The following is a 19,938-nucleotide window of genomic DNA, read 5'->3' on the forward strand; positions in this document are numbered from 1 at the left end:
CAGTCCACGCAACCCTCGATCTTTGGCTCGTGGGTAACGTTGGTCAGCGCGACCCGTACCTTCTCGGCGGGGGTGAGTTCCTGATTGGTAGTCATCACGCAATTCTCGATTTCAGATCGTCGGCAAAGCGCTGGCGCATGGCTGCGAGCTGCAGCGCTCCTTGATTGCCCGCAGCGGTCCATTGATCATTGGTGACCCTAGCGACCGCCGCCAGGAACGCCTCCTCCTCGGGGTGCGACGATGTGAGCACCTGCGTGACACCGGGAAGTGCCTGGTCAAACGTCGGGCAAACGCGAAGGCCGATGGAACAGAACAGGCGAATGCCGGCCTTGGAAGAGAGACCATGCTCGCGCGCGCGCCGGACCAGGTCGGCGACGATCTGGTATTGCAGGTGCGGGGCCAGTGCGTCGAGTTCACCTGAGGCGGTGTCTTCTTCGGCAATCAGGCTGAGTATCAAGTCGGGCTCGCCAGCCTTGCCAAGCGCTGAGATCAGCGTGTCAGGCAGCGAGAAGCTTGCCTCTTCGGACTGGAACTGGTGGCTGTTGCTTCCCCTCGTGACCTCCCAACGCAGCGCTCTGTTCCACCACGCAATGGTATCCAAGGGGGCCAGCAGGGAGGCACGCACATGATCCGGTGCCATCGCCAATAGTGAGGTCATGACCCGGGAATCGTAGTAGCGCAACTGCACGGGTGCGCCACTCTCCAGCAGGCCATTCAGGCATCCGCGCAGGTGCGTGTGAAGTTTGAGGTCCGGCAATCTGCTGCTGAGGAAGCAGACCGGCCAGCCGTGCTCCGTCAAGCCGGTGACGGCCTCAAGCGCCTTCGCGTTCGCAGCGCTTAGCTCGACCAGATAGGGGCCGACGGACTCGAGTCCGGCCTCGGGTGTATGGCGCAGGACGGGCTCGAAGGACAGGTGGTTCTGACGGAGCAGGGCTTCGAGGTCGACGTCGGTCAGATGGAGCTGACCGGCATCGATCAACGCATAGGCAGAGACCCTCTCTAACCCGGCCACTGATGTCAGCCAGCGTCGCAGATCCATGAGCATAGCTTGCCTGAAATCGCCACGAAGCGCTGGCTGCCGCCAGTCGGACTGCGTCATGGCCGTGCTCCGGTTTCGGCACGTTCGGTCACCGCCGCGCCCTCCCGTGCCGCTTGTACCGCGCAGGGCAGGCAGACGTCAGAAGGTGGTGTGATTGGTGCAACCTGGACCGATTTTGGCCCCGGCAGATCATGCGTGGCCGCATGGGCCTTCCACGTCCCCGGCGTACCGTACTCAATACCGCCGCCATTGACCTTCAGATAGCTGCCTGCGGCAATGAAAATCAGCCCCTTCGGGCTCGTGATCTCGACGCGCTCTTCTGTGCTGATGAGGCGCAACACCTTCTGGGCGATGGCCTCGATGTCGTCGTTCTGGGCCTGCACCTCGATCTTGCCTTTGGCCGCGATGAAGCGCAGGCCACGCTTGCGCGCGAACAACACCAGGCGCTCGGCCGCGCTGGCCAGGAAGCTCTTGCCGCAGGCGAGGGCGACGTGTTCGCCGGTCGAGACCGCGGTATGCTGCGCGCTGTGCAGATGGATGTCCTCGCCGGCAGTGGCGGCGATGCCGGCGGGGCTGGCCAGCACCAACGCCGGCTGCGACAGTTCCCCCTGCTCGCCGCTGCCCTTGATGCCGTCGTGCTGTGCCCTTACAGTGTCTGCAACTTTGACCTGCTCACCGTCGAGTGCGCGCTGGTGATCGGCCCCCTCGCCCAGCGTGCGCTGGATGTCTTCGCCGTTCTTCAGGCGCGCGGCGGTCTCGCCAAGAGCCTTGTGATGGCCTTGGGCATCGTGGCGGGCCTCGGTGGTGAGCAGCAAGCCGGCTCCACCGCGCACGGCACCCCAGCCGTCGGTACGCAGCTCGAACCCCTCGCCACGGTTGTCCCTGCGCCCACCTGCATCCGGGATACGCACCATATAGCCCATGCTGAGCATGGACGCCTGATGATCGCTGCTGATCTGGGTCTGGATCTCGCCTTGCGTGTCGTCCTGCACGAAGGTGTTGTGGCGCTCGCCGAATAGCTCCTTGCTGCGAAAGCCCGACAGCGCATGCTGGCTCGGCAGATTCCACGGCGGCATGTTCACCCGATTGGCCACCCGCCCGGTGATGATCGGGCAATCCGCGTTGCCAGTGAGGAAGTCCACGATCACTTCCTGGCCGATGCGCGGCAGGTGAATGGCGCCGTAGGTATCGCCTTGCCAGTTCGACGCGGCGCGCACCCAGCATGAACTGTGCTGGTTGCGCTGGCCAATCCGGTCCCATTGCAATTGAATCTTCACACGTCCAAACTGATCCACCCACGCGGTCTGGTTGTCGGGACCCACGACGGTGGCGGTCTGCGGGCCGAAGGTGCGCGCTCGCTCTTGGATGCGATCGGGCCGGAAGATCTCGCTGGTGGGCTGCGCCTCGAAGGCTACCTCGCAGCGCCATTGCTGCCCCTGCCCGGAAGCCTCGGCAACGTCCTCGAGTTCCAGGGTCGTCGCAAGGACCAGGTACTCCCGGTTGGCTTGCTGATTCGGGTGATGGGTCAACTTGAAGGTGCCGCCCGGCACGACTCCGCGAAGGTTGCCGCGCCCCTTGGCTCGACTACCATGCTGGCGGATCGCCTCAATCCGAATGCGGGAGAGCATGTCGCCCTCCCGCCAGGGATCGTTGTCGGTGGCCGGCTGCGCATGGGTGCCCGGCCACTCGCGCACCTCGCCATCGGCGTGGGCCGTGTCTCGCGGATACGTGGTCGCGACGGTCAGATCGGCTCGCGGTTTGACGAAATCGTAGTCGTTGGCGGTCCACTTTCCGGACACGAGCCGGTCGACGATCTGGAAGTCGAACAGGTGTTCCTCGTCAACCCGATCCGCGCCGCGGTACCAGCGCAGGGTGTGGTAAGCGGGACTGGCAAAGCGCCGAAACGCACCGTTGCCATCGGTCAACACCAGTCGGTGCTTGCCTTCCGAATGCTCAAAGAAGTACGAAATGCCCCATTCTTCGGTCAGGCGCTGGAAGAAGGCATAGTCCGTTTCGCCATACTGCACCTGGTACTCCCGCCTGGGGTAGCGGGCCGCGCCTAGCCGCTTCTCGACCGGGAAGTTGTAATCCGCCAGCAGCTCGTCGAGGATCTCGACCACCGTCTTTTGCTGGAAGATCTTGTAGTCGGTGGTGCGCGTGGCGAGCCACAGCCACGGTCGCAGCGTGAAGCGATATGCGGCATGCCGCCCGACGATGAACGGGCCCTGAACCTCATGCACGATGCCGGTGATCTCGCGGGTGCCGGCGCCAACGTTGCCGGCCAGGCCGGTACCGGTGCCCTCAAGCTCGATCTCGACGGTCAGCTCCTTGCCCTGCATCGCCTGAAGGTCAAGGTTCGCTTCCGGGCCGAACCACGCATGCCGATTGTCGAGGGTCTTGAGCTCGATCTCATAGGCGAAGAGCGTATTGATACCGTCGCGCCCCGTCAGGCGGCAGAAGGTCAGCGCCGATTGCCCCGGAACTGTCGGCAGGCCGGCGCCCTTGACCGTGACGGCACGCGGCGAGTGGAACGGCAAATCTCGAATGCCCATGGTTTCGATCCTTGCAGTAGTGTGAGTCAGGTCTTGAGAGCGGGAGGGGCGACGGCTCATGCCAGCTCCTGCGCCCAGCGCTCGACGAGTTCGGGCGGAATGGTCTGGAACACCTGATCGAAGCGCTTGCCAACGAGGCGCTCCGCCTGAGCAAGCAGCAGGGAGACGGGGCTGCTGGGCTCATGGTGCTCGAACCACAGGCGGGCAGCGCGAATCCGGTTCAATGCGGCATGGCGGCTGGCAGGCATCCCGTCTGAGTCTTCAGGGTGGGATGCAGGGGCTGGCTGTTCGCGCGCCGTCTCGCGCGGTGGTATCGGGGCTGCCGCCGGAGCCGGCGTGGCCTGCGCGACGATCGGCAGGGCAAGCTCGGCCTTGCCAACGAGACGCAGCAGCTTTCCAAGCGACGCCAGGTCGGGGGCATGACCCGGCAACGTCTCTTCCCCCCAGCGCTGCAGGATCTCGGTCAGCCGGCACGCCTCGTCCATGGCAGCCATCTGCGGCAGGCCTTGACTGCGAAACGCCTCCAATTGCTGCCGCACCGACTCCTGGACGAGCGCATCGGCCGAACGGGGCACGCCCAGCGCGCGTTCCACATCACGGACCTGCAGGCGTGTGGCAGCGTTGCCGGACAGTACGATCTCGCGCACGTCCGCCAGCAGCCCCTCCGGATCCGTCAGTGCCGCCAACGCATTGGCACGCAGCGCCGGATCGTGTTCGCCGTCCACCTCCAGCCGTGGGTGTATGTCGGCCGGATGGGCCGCGAGCAGGCACTGCAGCAGCGCCAGACCATCGCGAAGGCCTTCGGCCTGATCCAGCCGGGTGCGACAGCGCAGGAAGAGCGTCAGGAGCCGGATATCCTTGGTACGCAACAACAGTCGCCGGCAATCGCGTTCCAGTTCGGTCCAGCTCAGCGGCTCGGCCTGCGCGACGAATTCGCCGTACTGCGCTTCCGCACGGGGGGCGGCCTTGGCCATCAGCACCACGAAATCGGGATCGTATTCAAGGTCTTCCCCGCAGGGGTGGGCACCATCGATCGGTACCGCCAAATCGACAAAGCGGATCGGCGGCAGGGCTTCTGGCTTGGGCGCAGTCTTTTGCAATCTGGTTTTGGCCTTCATGGCTTGCGACCTTAATGGGTAACGTATTGTTCGGGGTGGAACACCATGCCGGTGATGGCGCGTTGCGGGTCGGGCTCGCCCAGCCAGGTGGACCATCCAAGGCGCTCCTCGGCGCCGAGCACGGCGGACGGCGCAGATTCCGGCTGCAACCGCAGCTCGACTTCCCACACGTATTCGAAGCCGACAAAAGACCGTACCCACTCGACAAGGGCAGCCAGGTCCCGTCCGTTTGGCGTGAAGTTCAGGTACTGCTGCAGGTCCAGCGGCCCCATCACCAGGCGGAACTTGTGCTGGCGATCCGGCACCATTTCACCCAGTAGCGCACCCTGCCCCATCACGCTTGCGGATCCCGGGCGGCCAAGGTGGCTGTGTTCGGCCGGGTCGAGTGCAATCCAATGCAGCACGAATTCCTCCAGTTGCACGGGCACGCCGAAGAACTGCGACAGCGCAGCCACGATACCGTCCGGGTTGCGTGCCTCGCGCACGTGATGGGCGCTGGCGGCCAGCCGGGCGTGCGTCGGCAGCGGGCTGCAGGCGATTTCGGCGGCGTCCTGTCCGGCCAGCCAGCCGACGTAGCGCGAGAATGTTTCCTCACCTGGCCGGTCAAGCCCCGCCGTGGCCTGCGATCCCGCCCAGGCCCGGTAGAACTGAGTCAGCGCCCGATGGTGGAACAGATCCAGGAAGGCGGCCGTCGTCTCGTCCCGGTGCGCCTCGGTCCGCTCCCGCACAATCTCCGTGAGGTGGATCGGCAGGGCGCCGTTCGGCCCCAGCATGCCGAGTCCGAACAACTGAATTCTCAGACCGTTGGCGCGCGCCTCCAGCCTGGCGATTTCGCGTGGCGCAAAGGCCAGCGAGGCGGTTTGACCGATGCGGAAGGGTTCCACCTGCGGGCGCGTTGCCTGGCCCACTGGCGGCATATCGAGGTGCTGTGCCGACAGTCCGCGCAGCAGGCCCAGGAAGCTGAGCTTCCAAGGGGCATACCGCGCGTAGTGGCCCGGAGCGCCTTTGGCGGGTGCCGGCGGGGCACTCCGCGGACTGATGGCGTCGTGATCCTGGAACATCGCTATACCGCGCCGCGGCCTCCCATGCGCACCGGCCAACGATGAATCAGGCCACGCTCCATCGCGTACAACTCCGTTTCCGTGAAGGCATTGACCGACACGTGCCGGGCAAGAAAGTGTTCCAGCACGACCCCGAACAGATAGGGACTGATGCCGGAGAACCCGCTCTCATCCACCGTCAACTGGCATTGGATGCCGCGACCGTAGAGGATCGGGCCGTTGCCGGGCAGACGCCGCGTGACCGGCTTGATCTTGCTGCCGATCAGGCTCTGGATTTGCCGCTGCTGCGCTGACTCGTCGCTGGCGACAAAGAGGCGCAGCATCTCGCGCAAACCCTGGCCCCCCTCGCGATGATCCAGGTCGGTAAGTGACAGGTAGTTGAAGCCCAGTTGCCGGATCAAGCGCCAGGCCGTCTCACCTTCGGCGAAGGGCGCGCGTGGGGCCGACGGCGCCCGGATCAATCCGACTCCGGCTACCGGAATGGAATCCGGTGAGCGCAGATCGTTGAAGCCGTTGCGCGGCACGAGATTCGGCAGGTCCCGATTGGTGACCATGGCCTGTACCGAGAGATAACGCAAATCGTTCGGGTAAGGCGCTTCGTTCTGGTCCACCAGCGAAACGAAGACCTCGGTGCCGGTGTAGGCTGTGCGCGTGCCGTACTTGCGGGCGTGGTCCGAGATCAGCCGCCGCTCGCGCCGCATGGAAAAGTACCGTCCATGGTTGCCTTCGTCGCTGTTGAGCGTGGCAAAGAGGGGACGAAATTCGACCGGCGTGCTGTGCTCCGACACCTGGCCCGACAGGCTTTGAACTGAAAAAATCTCGTAATCGAGCGGGCGGCGCCGGTCCGGCACCAGGTGAAATTCGGTACGGCCCGGGTCGATCTCCATCCGATCGGTACGCATCGGAAACAGGTTGACCACCGGCGTGCAGAAGAGCGCAAATTGGCTCGCGTCCACCTGGCTGGCGAGTGCACCCGGGAGGGTCTCCAGCAGGACGACGATCTCGACTTCGCGGCTGTCGATTGCGGCCAGGCCAGGCGCCAGCCCGCGCAGGTCGAAGAAATAGAAGCGCTGCGGGCACGCGAAGTATTCTTGGACGAGGTTGTGGCCGTGAAACTTGTTCCAGGCTAGCGGCATGGCGCCTTCTTCCGGCGCCATGCCCACATGGCCGACGGCATTCTGCATGATCGCATAGGGCTGCTCGCCCATTGCACCGGGCTTGCCCACGAGCACCGATGCCCCCGCGCCATGGAGCAACTCAAAAAGGTGCGAGGCAATCTTATCGCCGCCGCAAAGGTAGACGGGTAGATAATCCAGTCCAGCGAGCTTGGCGAAGGTGATGTTCCGGGTCAATCGCAAGCGCAGGCGCAACGCACCCTGCACATTCACATGGGCCGGGACATAGCGCTCCAGGTGACGGATATCTGGCGGGATGCCCGTGAGCCGGGCTTCCGCGATCTCGATCGGCCACAGGGTCAGCGGCTGGGTTGTTCGGAACTCGCACTGCGTGGATTCGCCGGCCGGCACACGTGCCAGCAACGCCGTGTCGCGCGGCACCGGGATTCCGCGCACAAGATCGCCTTCCTTATGGCTGGGGTGGAACTGCGCGACGGCAATGGCTGGCGTCGGCGCAATGTAGTTGGGATAGATGACTTCCAGCAGCCGCTGCGTGAAGCGCGGAAACTCGGCGTCCAGCTTGATCTGGGTGCGTGCCGACAGGAAGCAGAATGCCTCGATCAGGCGCTCCACATAGGGATCGGCCACCTCGATGCCCTGCATGCCCAGGCGTCGCGCTACCTTTGGATGCTGTTTGGCGAATTCCCCGGCCAGCTCGCGCATGTAGACGAGCTCGCGGTTGTAGTAATCCAGCAGTTGCGGATCCATGGGTGTCGGCGGGCGTCAGTTGGCGTGGATTGACTTGAGCTGCATCCGGCTGGTTTCCAGGTCGAGCGAACTCTGGGCGGTGAACGCCATCGGATATGGGTCCATGTGGATGAGGCCGGAGATTTCGAACAGCAGCACGTTGTAGCGATGCGGCGCATCTTCCTTCAGCAACGGCTGGATCCTGAGCGATCCCGGGATAAGCCGGGGTTCAAAATCCTCGATTGCCCGCTGCACGATGGCGATGATGTCGTCCCACTTGTGCTCGGACAGGTAGCTGCCAGCGACCGGCGGAACGCCGTAGTTCAGTGTGGAACCCGCCACTTCCGGGTACCGCTCGCGGTCGAACTCGTCTTCGCGGTTGGTAGTGTTGAGCAGGTAAGTGAGATCGCGCTGGATGATGTCGCGCATCTGCGCGCGTGTGACGGTGTACTCGGCCGGCCGTTCTGTCTGGCGTTGAGGCGAATCGTCGCGCAGCCGGTCAAAGAGCGTCGGGAGTAATTGCGCATTCGGACGCCGTGGTGAACGCGGCGGGAGATATTCAGCCATGCTCAAACACCTCCGCGCGAATCAGGTCCCGGTAGACGTGCGCGGTCTGGGCGAAGTCGGGCGCGGGCTGCGTGGCCACCTGTAGTTGCTTAAGGGCTCGCGGCCAGTCGCCAACCACGCACAACCACTGGAATAGTTGCCAATGAAGCGTAAAAGCACCCGGCTGCAAACGCACCACGGCCTCCGCTTCAGCCACCGCGCCAGTGACCGAGCCGGCTTGCCGGAGTACTGACGCCATCCCGACGTCTGTCCTCCGGTCGGGCGACTGCCTATCAAGCGTCATGATCGGGCTCCGGCATCTGCGCTTGCGCAGGATGGTAGGCGCTGTCCATCGAGACGAGGTGGTGTTCGCGACGGGTAAGGGGAGCAGAGAGATCACGGCGCCCAGTGGGTGCGATGTCTCCCGCAAAGAGCCAGAGCACGTCCGGCGCAGGCGCGACCGAAAACAGCTGGTGTTCATCGAGGGATTCCACAGGGCCGATCAGGGCGTCGATGTGGCCAGCCACGTCCAGCATGTCCATCAAGGTGTCGGCATGGTTCGCTCTACGCGCGAGCGTCCGCAGCGGGTTGGCGTCGACCTCCACTGGCACCTCCGCTGCCGACCCGGTGATGGCCTCCGCCTGGGTGTTCACGTAGTTGGGGTCCCGCAGCGCCGCCTCGGCCTCCCGTTTCAGTTGCTCGAGCACGTCACTCGGATCAGCAGCTGCATCGGCTGTGCGCTCGCTGCTGGCTGGCCTCACCAGCGAGAACGGATCGGCGTCATCCGGCCGCGTCCCGCCGAACGCATCCCCTGGCCAGAACGCACTGCTGGCGCCCTCGAATTCGAGTTTGACGGGGTCGGTCCCTGCCCTGCGGGTCTGCCAGTCGCTCATGACCATATCTCGTTGGTGATGGTTCGAAAATTGACCTGATGATAATCACAAATCACGACAGGACAAAATGTAAATAAGTACAACTGGATTTCGCAAAACTAATTTCTGATTTTAAAAAAAATCAATTAATTTCGGATTATTCCCAGATGAAATACTCCAATTTTTCAAAGCATATGCAGAAAAATCCTAGGATCGCGATTGTGCAACCTTGCCATTGCCGTAGCGCATTGCCGGCGTGGTGTCTCCGTGCTAATTACGCACGCGATCATCGCATTCAATTGTTAACAAATTGAAACGATTTCATTCATCTTCCACCAATGGCATTGCACAACGTCATTCCCATGAATTTGCACGCCTAATGATTTGCCCATATCCTAAAAACGCAGTCAATCGGAGAGACCCTTCCGGCCAAGCACTGGCCAATTCAGAAAGGCAAAACAAGGCATCGAATGGATATTTCGCGTCAGGCGCTGTTCGGCCGACTCAATCCCACCTTATTCAAGGCAATTGAAAGTGCAACTGCCTTTTGCAAGCTACGCGGCAACCCGTACGTGGAGCTTGTGCATTGGCTGCACCAGTTGCTGCAGGGCGCCGACGGCGACCTGCAGCGGATCCTGCGTCATGCCGGCGCCGACTTGTCCGCATTGGAAGCCGACTTGAGCCGCGCGCTATCGGCCCTGCCCGCCGGCGCCACATCGATCAGCGACTTCTCGTTCCAGATCGAGTCCGCCATTGAGCGTGCCTGGGTTTACGCCACCCTGGCCTTTGCCGATGACCATGTGCGCGGCGCCTATCTGCTGACGGCGCTGCTAAAGACACCCGAGCTTCGCCGTGCGCTGCTGGGCCACTCGAACCAATTCGCGAAGGTACGTGCCGATGACCTGGTCGAAGCCGTCCCCGCACTGGTGGCGCAGTCTCCGGAAAGCCGCGAGGCGGCCTACGACGGCAGCGGTCTCGCACCCGCGACACCTGGTGAGGCCAGTGGCGCCATGGCGCCCATTGGTTCCGGCAAGTCCGCGCTGGGTCGGTACTGCCGCGACCTGACCGAGGAGGCGCGCGCCGGCAGGCTCGATCCGGTGGTCGGCCGCGAGTACGAAATCCGCACCTTGTCGGACATCCTGCTGCGCCGCCGCCAGAACAATCCACTCCTCACCGGCGAAGCCGGCGTCGGCAAGACCGCCGTGATTGAAGGGCTGGCCCAGGCCATCGCCGCCGGTGAGGTGCCACCAAGCCTGAAGGACATCCGGCTGCTCAGTCTCGACGTCGGATCGCTGCTGGCTGGCGCCAGCATGAAAGGCGAGTTTGAAGCTCGGCTCAAAAGCGTGCTCGAAGAGGCCACCAAGTCCCCCAAACCGGTGATCCTGTTTGTGGACGAAGTGCACACGCTCGTTGGAGCTGGCGGCCAGGCAGGCACTGGCGACGCCGCGAACTTGCTCAAGCCGGCGCTCGCGCGAGGGGCGCTGCGCACCATCGGTGCCACGACCTGGAGCGAATACAAGCGCCACATCGAGAAGGATCCCGCGCTCACGCGCCGCTTTCAAGTGCTACAGGTGATGGAGCCGGAAGAGGCCAAGGCCGCCGCCATGGTGCGAGGGCTGGTCCAGACGTTCGAGGCCCACCATCAGGTGCTCATCCGCGACGAGGCCGTGCGGGCGGCAGTGAGGCTGTCGCATCGCTACATTCCTTCGCGCCAACTGCCGGACAAGGCCATCAGCCTGCTCGACACTGCGTGTGCGCGGGTCGCATTGTCGCTGCACGCACCACCTGCGCCGGTTGAGCACTTACGCCAGCAACAGGCGGCAACCAACGCCGAATGCGCACTGCTGGCCAAGGAAGCCGGATTCGGCAAACCGGACCCCGTGCGGATCGCCGTGGCCCACTCCCGGCGCGAGCAAGTCAACGCCGATCTGGCGCTAGCCGAAGCACGCTGGGGGCGCGAACGCAGTCTGGCGGGCGAGCTGCTCACCCGCCGGCAGGCGTTGGTCGAGTCCCTGACACACGAGCCTGCGATCGCTGCCGATGCCCAACGATCGTTGTCAGACATCGAGGCTGAGCTGCAAGCGGCGCAAGCGGATGCGCCGCTTGTGTACACCGAAGTGGACGAGTCGGTGGTCGCGGCAATCGTCGCTGACTGGACCGGCATTCCGGTCGGTCGCATGGTGGCGGATGAGGTCGAAACCATCATGCAGTTGCCGCAGACCCTGACCAGCCGGGTTATCGGCCAGGATCATGCGCTTGCCCAGCTTGGCGAGCGGATCCTGACAGCCCGGGCGCAACTGACAGATCCGAACAAGCCGGTGGGGGTGTTCCTGCTGGTCGGTCCGTCTGGCGTCGGAAAAACCGAGACCGCGCTGGCACTGGCCGAAGCCCTATATGGTGGCGAACAGAACCTGATCACCATCAATCTCTCGGAATTCCAGGAATCGCATACCGTCTCCACGCTAAAGGGTGCACCGCCGGGCTATGTGGGCTATGGCGAAGGAGGCGTTCTCACTGAGGCCGTACGCCGCCGGCCGCACAGCGTGGTGCTGCTCGATGAGGTCGAGAAGGCCCACTCCGACGTCCACGAGGTCTTCTACCAGGTCTTCGACAAGGGCTACATGGAAGACGGAGAGGGCCGCCACATCGACTTCAAGAACAGCATCCTGCTGCTCACAAGCAATGCCGGTTCCGACCTGCTGGCGAACCTGTGCGAAGACCCGGCGTTGTTGCCGGAGCCTGCCGCGCTGCGAGCCGCGCTGATGCCGGAACTGCGCAAGGTCTTTCCCGCAGCGTTCCTGGGCCGCCTCGTGGTGGTGCCCTACCTCCCGCTCGCCGCAGAGAGCCTCGGCTGCATCGTGCGCCTGCACCTGGACCGCGTCGTGGCGCGCATGCAGGACCAGCATGGCATTGCCCTCACCTACGGCGACCCCGTGGTCGAGTTCATCGTGGCGCGCTGTCCGGTCGGCGAAAGCGGCGCCCGTCAGTTGATCAGTTTCATCGAGCAGGTCGTTCAGCCACAACTAGCGCGGCTCTGGTTAAGCGCCTTGTCGGAGAAACGCCAGCTGGCTGCGATCGATATCCGGCTGTCTGGCGCCGAGCAAGATGAGCTTGCGTACCAAGCCGAATACCGTGCCGCCCACGACGCTGCCGGCCCGGACTATCCCAAAGCCGAAGCGGCGTGACGCCGCACGGCATGTCCTTGCAACCCTTCTTGTCACCCGTTGAGGAGACCCATGTCAGTTGTGAACAGTTCGCAGAAGTTCATCGCGCGCAACCGCGCGCCGCGTGTACAGATCGAGTACGACGTTGAGGTCTATGGCTCGGAGAAGCGCATCGAGTTGCCCTTCGTAATGGGCGTGCTGGCCGACCTGTCTGGCAAGCCCGCCGAGCCGCTGCCGGCAGTCGCCGACCGCAAGTTCCTCGAGATCGATGTCGACAACTTCGATGAGCGCATGAAGGCAATGAAACCCCGCGTTGCTTTCGCCGTACCCAATACATTGTCCGGCAGCGGCCAGCTTATGGTCGACATGACGTTCGAGAGCATCGAGGACTTTTCGCCGGCGGCGGTGGCAGGCAAGGTCGACGCGCTCAAGCAACTGCTGGAGGCCCGTACGCAGCTCGCGAACCTGCAGACCTACATGGACGGCAAGTCGGGCGCCGAATCGCTCATCAATCAACTGCTGCAAGACCCTGCGCTGCTGCAGTCGCTCGCCAAGGCGCCAAAGAACTTGGGTGACGAAAACGACGCGCGGGCGCCGCAATCCTGACTGGATCTGCTTCTTGCCTACCTGAACCAACTCTTCAAGCAAGGATTCCATGGCTTCCGCCCAACAAAAACAGCAGCAAGCAATCGCAACCGCTGATCATTCTGACTTCGCCGCGCTGATCAGCCGCGAGTTCTCCCCAAAGACGGACCAGGCGCGCGAGGCGGTCGACCTCGCCGTCAAGACCCTGGCCGAGCAGGCGCTCGCCAGCGCGTTCACCATGAGCGACGACGCGTACAAGAGCATCGAAGCCATCATCGGCGCCATCGACAAAAAGCTCTCCGAGCAAATCAATCTGATCCTGCACCACGAGGACTTCCAGAAGCTGGAGTCGGCCTGGCGTGGCCTGCATCACCTCGTTTCCAACACCGAGACCGATGACAAGCTGCGCATCCGTGTGATGGATGTCTCGAAGGAAGAACTGCGTCGTACTCTGCGCCGCTACAAGGGCATCGGCTGGGACCAAAGCCCGTTCTTCAAGCGCATCTATGAGGAAGAGTACGGCCAGCTTGGCGGCGAGCCGTACGGCTGCCTGGTCGCCGACTATTATTTCGACCACACTCCGCCCGATGTAGAGCTGCTCGGCTCGCTCGCCAAGATCTCGGCCGCAGCCCACGCGCCGTTTATCGCCGGCGCCTCGCCGTCCGTGCTGCAGATGGATTCGTGGCAAGAACTGGCCAACCCGCGCGACCTGTCCAAGATCTTTCAGAACCTGGAATACGCGCCGTGGAACGGCCTGCGCAACTCGGAGGACGCCCGCTATGTTGGCCTGGCCATGCCGCGCTTCCTGTCGCGGCTGCCCTATGGGATCAAGACCAACCCCGTGGACGCGTTCGACTTCGAGGAAGAAACAGACGGCGCGGATCATCGCAAGTATGTCTGGAGCAACGCAGCCTACGCGATGGCGGTCAATATCAACCGTTCGTTCAAGCTGTATGGCTGGTGCACGCTGATCCGCGGCGTGGAGAGCGGTGGCGTAGTGGAGAACCTGCCGTGCCACACCTTCCCTACCGACGACGGCGGCATCGACATGAAGTGTCCGACCGAGATCGCCATCTCGGATCGCCGCGAGGCCGAACTGTCGAAAAACGGATTCATCTCGCTGGTGCACCGCAAGAATACCGATTACGCGGCCTTCATCGGTGCCCAGTCGATGCAGAAGCCTGCTGAGTATTACGACGCCGATGCAACGGCCAACGCCAACCTGTCGGCTCGGCTGCCGTACCTGTTCGCCTGCTCGCGCTTTGCCCATTACCTGAAGTGCATCGTGCGCGACAAGGTCGGCGCGTTCAAGGAGCGCGAAGACATGCAGCGTTGGCTCAACGAGTGGATCATGAACTACGTTGATGCCGATCCGGCCAACTCCTCGCAGGAAACCAAGGCCCGCCGCCCGCTCGCGGCCGCCGAGGTCGTGGTCGAGGAAACGGAAGGCAACCCGGGCTACTACAGCGCCAAGTTCTTCCTGCGCCCGCACTTCCAGCTCGAAGGCCTGACGGTGTCCCTACGCCTGGTCGCGCGCCTCCCGTCTGTCAAGGACGCTGCCTGAGGCGATAACCAACCGAATCCCCACAGACTCTACCGCGCGGACCTGATACCAGCAGGTCCGGGGAAGCTGCTGTGGCCTTTGTCGGCAGTACCTGTCTTAACGTGAAGGAGCTTTGCAATGGCACAGGACATTTTCCTGAAGATCAACGGCATCGACGGCGAGTCGCAGGATTCGTCGCACAAGAATGAAATCGAAGCGCTGGCCTGGGACTGGAGCATCGAACAGCAGTCCACCATGCACGCGGGAAGCGGCGGCGGCGCCGGCAAGGCTACCGTGTCGGACCTGTCGTTCGAACATTTCATCGATCGGGCTTCGCCCAACCTGATGAAGTACTGCCTGACCGGCAAGCACATCAATGAGGCTGTGCTGGTGGTGCGCAAGGCTGGCGGCAATCCGCTCGAATACCTGAAGCTCACCATGACTGACGTGATCGTCACCAAGGTAAGCCCGAAGGGTTCGGTGGACGACGAGGTACGCATGCGCGAGAAGGTCGCACTGTCCTTCTCCAGGGTCAAGCAAGAGTATGTGGTGCAGAACGCCCAGGGCGGCAGCGGTGGCGCCGTGACCGCAGGTTACGACATCAAGGGCAATAAGGAGGCCTGATCATCCGCCTGATGTCGGACCCTGCCGCGATCGCCATGGGTGGTCGCGGCAGGGCACAGCATTCGAAGCGTTTGCATCGCGAAGGAGAAAAGATGAGAGCGTCGTTCAATCTGCCCGGAGTCGGTGGCCATACGGTCACGCTCAAGGGAGAGGGCCTGCCAGAACAACTGGGACGTTCCGCGTTCACCGTCGTACGCGTCGAGGGACAGGAGAACCTATGCGAACTCTTCGAATACCGCGTCACCCTAAAGACACCGGACAGCCTGAACACTGTGTTCGGCCCGGCTGCGAACCTCAATATGCCGGCGCTGCAAGGCCGGGAGCTAACCATTGGCATTCAGCTCGACGGCATGGGCAGTGCGCTGGCCGGGGGCGTCGGTGCCGGCACGCGGGAGATCACCGGCCTCGTCACGCAGGTGGAAGGGCCGGCCAATGTAGGCCGATCGCTTGCCTATACGCTCACGCTGCGTCCTTGGCTATTTCTCGCCTCACAGACTTCGGACTTCAAGATATTCCAGCAGAAGACCGTGGTCGAGATCCTGGACGAACTGCTGGCGGACTACACCTTCCCGGTCGAAAAGCGGCTTGATCTGGCGCGCTACCCTAAGCGGGAATACCAGGTGCAGTACGGTGAGACCGACTACGCATTCTTCAAGCGCCTCACTGAAGAGTGGGGCATTGCCTTCTTCTTCGAGCATTCGCACGGAAAGCACCGGCTGGTGCTGACCGACGGAAACGGTGCCTTTCGCAAGACCCCAAGCGCGGCGTACCACACCGTGCAGTGGCATGACTCGGTCGGTCGCATCGATGAGGAGCACGTCTACGATTTCACCGTCATTGACAAGCTGGGGTCTGGCGCCTGGGTGTCGAATGACTACGATTTCAACAAGCCTCGGGCGGATCTGCATATCGGCGTGCGCAATCCGCGTAACACTGCACACGCCGACGGCGAGATTTATGAATGGCCAGGGGACCACGCGCAGCCGGTGACCGGAAACGATCCCTGGAAGGAGGGAGACTTTGTCTCCGGTCTCCGCATGGAAGAACTGCGTCAGCATGGCAGCCGTGCCTGCGGCAAGGGCAACCTGCGTGGCCTGGCCGCAGGCTGCACGTTCACGCTCATACGCCATCCGCAGCGCAAGGCCAATGTCGAATACCTGACCTATGCGGCCCAGCTCAAGCTTGAGGAAGTGGCTGAAGAATCGGGGCAGGACCAGCATTGGAAGTGCGAGGTGGCCTTCGAGGTCCAGCCCGCGAAGGTGACTTTCCGTCCCGCGCGGCTGCAGGAGAAGCCCAGAACCTTTGGACCACAGACCGCCACGGTCGTGGGTCCGCAGAGCCGGCAGGCGTGGCTTGATGAATTCGGGCGAGTCCGGATTCAGCTCCACTGGGACCGGATCGGGCAGCGCGACGAGAACACTTCGTGCTGGGTGCGGGTCTCGCAGGCCTGGCAGGGCGATCAGTTCGGCGCGAGCCACATTCCGCGTATCGGGCAGGAGGTGATCGTTGACTTCCTCAATGGGGATCCGGACTGCCCGATCATCACTGGCCGGGTGCCCAACCGCGTGAATATGCCGCAATGGGTGCTTCCGAGCCAGCACGCACTGTCTGGCTTCCGCAGCAAGGAGCTCTTCGGGGAGCGCCACAACACCTTCCTCCAGGACGACACGCAAGGTCAGATCCAGACCCAGATCGGCAGTGACCACCAGATGTCGCTGCTGAGCCTGGGCTATATCACGCGGGTGCCTGATGCCGATGGCCGCAAGGACATGCGCGGCGAGGGGTTCGAACTGCGCACCGACGGCCACGGCGCCATTCGGTCGGCCAAGGGCATGCTGGTCTCTACCGAAGCGCGCCATGATGCAAAGGGCCACCACAAGGATATGGGTGAGGCCGTGCAGCGGCTCACCAACGGCCGGGATGTCCAGGGAACGCTGGGAGAATGTGCCGACCAGCAGCAGGCGCAGGCTGGCGAACAACTCGACGTGGCCAAGGCGCTTAAGGCCCAGAACGACGCGATTCGCGGCAATGGCGAGCGGGCCGAGTTGAGCGAGCCGCATCTGGTACTGGCGAGTCCCTGCGGGATTGCCGTGACGACGGCGGAAACCACCCACCTGCACAGCGGACGGCATACCGCTATCACCACCGGTGCGCACCTGTCGATTGCGACCGGCGGGGGATTCTTCGGCAGCTTTTCCGAGCGCGCCGTGCTCTTCGCGCAGAAGCTGGGCGTGCGGCTCTTTGCGGCCAAAGGCAAGATCGAGATTCAGGCCCAGTCCGACGATATCGAGATCATCGCTCGGAAGGTGCTCAAGCTTATCAGCGCTTCTGATCTGATCGAGATCGCTGCCCGGAAGGAAATTGTGCTGAACGGTGGCGGCAGTTATATCCGCATTGATGGCAGCGGCATTGAGCATGGCGCTTCAGGAGATTGGAAGGCATATGCGGGTTCGCATGGATTGCCTGGCTCCCGGACGCTCGCGCAATCGCTGCCGCCCGTGCCTCAGGGGGCGCCAGGTGGCCATGACCAGGCGTTCGTTGCCACCTGGGCTGGGACGGACCTGCCGGCATCTGGAGTGGCCTACCGATTGCGGGATAACGCAGGGAAGATTCTGACCGAAGGCATTACAGGCAAACAGGGCGAGACATCGCTCTCCCGAAGCCAAGTACCGGATGGCCTTGCCGTGGAACTCTTTGACAAGCGAGGCAAATCGGTATGAGCCAGGACAAGGAAAACCCGCTCGGGCAGGGAAGCGCCATTCATACACCGGTGAGCTGGCAGGAGCGTGCGAAGGTGACGGCTTCCTCGTGCGACAAAATTGTTCCTCCTGCGGCCGACTGCATCATCGGGCAATGTGTCTACTACTACCGCCCGCTACATGAGGAGTACGTGAGGAAGACCGGTGCTACTACGTGGGATGTCGCCAAGGCTTGGCTGACGTATTGGAATCCATGGGATGACCAAGAGGTTGTTAAAAAGCTCATCCGCAACCGCGATGTCCTGATCCAGCCGGGTAGCGATTCACCGCTGTGGTCGCGGGGAACCAACTTCATGATGCGCCACATCGGCTGTGGGCATCAGATGCCGAAGTACTACGTGGGATACGGGTACTACTACTGCTCGAACTACGGGGAGAAGTTGTACCCACGTCTCACCGCTAAAGGGAAGGCATGGCTGGTGCTCGCAAGAATACTCCTGCAACAAAACATGGAGGACGGCCTCAGCCAGAACATGCGGGGGAACTCGATTTCGATTGCGTGCAAGTTCAACAGCAACCGCGGGTTCAGGATGATCGCGACAAAGTGTGAGCTTGAACTGGACAGCGACAAGTTCAAAGAATTTGCGTTCAAGACCCACGTCCCGGCCTATCTCGACGGAGGGTTGGCGGATCTGCCACCAGACGATCTCATGAAGATTGGCGGGCAGCCAAACATCGAGGAATGGCTGGATGGCGCGACCTGGGAGCAAGCGTTTGACAGTGGCTCGGAAGTCGGGATGTACAAGGTGACGCACCCGAGGCAGACCATCAAGGAGACCGGCGAGGCCCTTGTCAGGGTGATACAGGGTCTGTTGGAGGATCTGAAATGAGCCGACGTTGGCTGGTTTGGATCATCGTTCTCGGGCTACTCCTCGGGGCAATCGGATATGGATGTAGGGGACTGGGAATGTGGAAAAGTCGCGCAGTGGTGCTACGCAACGACAAGCCGTATGGTGGAGCGGACTTCAGGGTGAAAGGGGAGCGGTTGCTCTGGCTGAAGGTATCTCCGCCCTACACACCATTCAAGCCTCCAAGCGAATGGAAGGATCCGATGATCGCGGAGCCGATTGAGCGATGGATGAGCAATTCGTCAGATCGGCTCAATCGCTATACCGTTCGCTTCTTCACGGGAAACTTTCGGCAGGATCTCACGAAGCAGTTCGAACAGTTTGGCCAGAATGCGACCTGGTGGGTCAGTCCGGATTGGAGAGTGATCTACATCGCTACCGAGTGGACCGACTACAAGCAGGCGAACGGTCCGGATGACTATGGCGTGGCGTACCACAAGCTGTGGAAAAGCACGGACGGGGGCATGACGTGGCAGCGCCTGGCATGGCCGGAAGCAAACAATATCAGCCAACTAGCCTTTCTCGACGCCAATCGCGGTTACGCCGTCGGCTGGGGCCCGTACATCTGGCGCACCTCTGATGGCGGCCAGCACTGGCAGCAAATACTGGCCCCAAGGCTTGCCTACAAGATCGATTCCAATCTGACCCGTGCCGCACAGCTGAAGCAGCGCAGCGACCAGCCGGTGGTCAAGGACGCGCGCTTTGCCTTTACCTCTTCCTACCTGGCTGGCAATGGCGTGCTGTTCTTTGGATTTTGGTCGCCGGAGACATATGGCGGGCAGCCCGACGCAAGTCTGATCTATGCCTTGCGCTGGGACGACCCTGCTGATGTCTTCGTGCGTGCCGACAAGCCGCGCCTGCCTGAGGTGGTCCTGCCAGAGGCGACAGTCGTCGACATGTTGTGGGTGCCAGATGGCGACAAAGGCCTGCGTGGCAACAAGCTGTTCCTGCTCACCGAGCAGGGCAAGCCACACAACCCTGACATCCCGCACGACTCGGATCGCAAGCGCCCGGCCGGCATCTGGCGCTGGATGGGCGGCCCCGCGAAGCACTTAAAGACATTTGGCGACAGCATCGTCCCCGGCGCGCTTTATCGTGGCAAAGACAACCTGCTGATGATCGACGCCAGCAACAGCAGGAACGAGCACGACGTGGTGCTCATCAGCCGCGACGGTGGCGAGCAGTGGGAAGAGCAGGACGAGGGGCCAGGTGCGGCTGGCGGGCATTTTGAAACTGGAGGAGTCACCAAATGGCGCTACTTCGGCAATACGTTGTACAACCGCGAGATCCGCTGAACGTTGCAGCGAAGAGAGAGAGAAGAAGCTACCACTATCGTCATTTAAGACGGCGAATCGTTCTTTATCA

15 protein-coding genes are annotated in these 19,938 nt (G+C 62.6%); 7 read left to right on the forward strand and 8 right to left on the reverse strand.

What is annotated here, in order from left to right; all coding sequences use genetic code 11:
* Positions 1-94: 94 nt before the first annotated feature.
* The 8 genes from ACIP1U_RS25945 to ACIP1U_RS25980 are packed head-to-tail and all read right to left on the reverse strand — an operon-like array spanning position 95 to position 9,071.
* Complete coding sequence (locus ACIP1U_RS25945; RefSeq protein ID WP_400321248.1) at positions 95-1,099, reverse strand: DUF4123 domain-containing protein; 1,005 nt, start codon at positions 1,097-1,099, stop codon at positions 95-97.
* Complete coding sequence (locus ACIP1U_RS25950) at positions 1,096-3,591, reverse strand: type VI secretion system Vgr family protein (RefSeq protein WP_400321251.1); 2,496 nt, start codon at positions 3,589-3,591, stop codon at positions 1,096-1,098. Before ACIP1U_RS25950 ends, ACIP1U_RS25945 begins: the two co-directional genes overlap by 4 nt.
* A gap of 56 nt (positions 3,592-3,647) precedes the next feature.
* A complete protein-coding gene (locus ACIP1U_RS25955) occupies positions 3,648-4,709 on the reverse strand; it encodes an ImpA family type VI secretion system protein (protein ID WP_400321254.1) in 1,062 nt (353 codons plus the stop codon).
* Between the two features lie 11 nt (positions 4,710-4,720).
* Positions 4,721-5,770 (reverse strand): type VI secretion system baseplate subunit TssG, encoded by a 1,050-nt coding sequence (gene tssG / locus ACIP1U_RS25960; RefSeq protein ID WP_400321257.1) that lies wholly within the window; start codon positions 5,768-5,770, stop codon positions 4,721-4,723.
* Between the two features lie 2 nt (positions 5,771-5,772).
* Positions 5,773-7,653 (reverse strand): type VI secretion system baseplate subunit TssF, encoded by a 1,881-nt coding sequence (gene tssF / locus ACIP1U_RS25965; RefSeq protein ID WP_400321260.1) that lies wholly within the window; start codon positions 7,651-7,653, stop codon positions 5,773-5,775.
* 15 nt (positions 7,654-7,668) lie between these two features.
* A complete protein-coding gene (gene tssE, locus ACIP1U_RS25970) occupies positions 7,669-8,199 on the reverse strand; it encodes a type VI secretion system baseplate subunit TssE (RefSeq protein WP_400321262.1) in 531 nt (176 codons plus the stop codon).
* Positions 8,192-8,437, reverse strand: a complete 246-nt coding sequence (locus ACIP1U_RS25975) for a hypothetical protein (protein WP_400321264.1) — start codon at positions 8,435-8,437, stop codon at positions 8,192-8,194. Before ACIP1U_RS25975 ends, tssE begins: the two co-directional genes overlap by 8 nt.
* Positions 8,438-8,471: 34 nt before the next feature.
* Positions 8,472-9,071, reverse strand: coding sequence for a TagK domain-containing protein (locus ACIP1U_RS25980; protein ID WP_400321266.1), 600 nt, complete (start codon positions 9,069-9,071; stop codon positions 8,472-8,474).
* A 449-nt stretch (positions 9,072-9,520) separates the two neighbouring features.
* On the opposite strand from ACIP1U_RS25980, the gene tssH reads away from it, so the two are divergent.
* The 7 genes from tssH (at position 9,521) to ACIP1U_RS26015 (ending at position 19,868) form a co-directional block, all read left to right on the forward strand.
* Entirely contained in the window at positions 9,521-12,235 is a 2,715-nt protein-coding gene (tssH, locus tag ACIP1U_RS25985; protein WP_400321267.1) for a type VI secretion system ATPase TssH, read from the forward strand.
* A 51-nt stretch (positions 12,236-12,286) separates the two neighbouring features.
* Entirely contained in the window at positions 12,287-12,820 is a 534-nt protein-coding gene (gene tssB / locus ACIP1U_RS25990; RefSeq protein WP_400321269.1) for a type VI secretion system contractile sheath small subunit, read from the forward strand.
* Positions 12,821-12,869: 49 nt separating this feature from the next.
* Entirely contained in the window at positions 12,870-14,363 is a 1,494-nt protein-coding gene (gene tssC, locus ACIP1U_RS25995) for a type VI secretion system contractile sheath large subunit (RefSeq protein WP_400321272.1), read from the forward strand.
* A gap of 117 nt (positions 14,364-14,480) precedes the next feature.
* A complete protein-coding gene (locus ACIP1U_RS26000; protein ID WP_400321275.1) occupies positions 14,481-14,966 on the forward strand; it encodes an Hcp family type VI secretion system effector in 486 nt (161 codons plus the stop codon).
* Between the two features lie 92 nt (positions 14,967-15,058).
* Positions 15,059-17,686 (forward strand): type VI secretion system Vgr family protein, encoded by a 2,628-nt coding sequence (locus ACIP1U_RS26005; RefSeq protein WP_400321278.1) that lies wholly within the window; start codon positions 15,059-15,061, stop codon positions 17,684-17,686.
* Positions 17,683-18,555, forward strand: a complete 873-nt coding sequence (locus ACIP1U_RS26010; protein ID WP_400321280.1) for a hypothetical protein — start codon at positions 17,683-17,685, stop codon at positions 18,553-18,555. Before ACIP1U_RS26005 ends, ACIP1U_RS26010 begins: the two co-directional genes overlap by 4 nt.
* Positions 18,552-19,868: a WD40/YVTN/BNR-like repeat-containing protein gene (locus ACIP1U_RS26015; protein WP_400321283.1), complete on the forward strand. Its 1,317-nt coding sequence runs from the start codon at positions 18,552-18,554 to the stop codon at positions 19,866-19,868. The genes ACIP1U_RS26010 and ACIP1U_RS26015 overlap by 4 nt, the downstream gene beginning before the upstream one ends.
* The last annotated feature ends 70 nt before the right edge of the window (positions 19,869-19,938 follow it).

Origin of the sequence: Cupriavidus sp. NPDC089707 (assembly GCF_044748965.1) — a bacterium.
In the GTDB taxonomy this organism is placed as follows: domain Bacteria; phylum Pseudomonadota; class Gammaproteobacteria; order Burkholderiales; family Burkholderiaceae; genus Cupriavidus.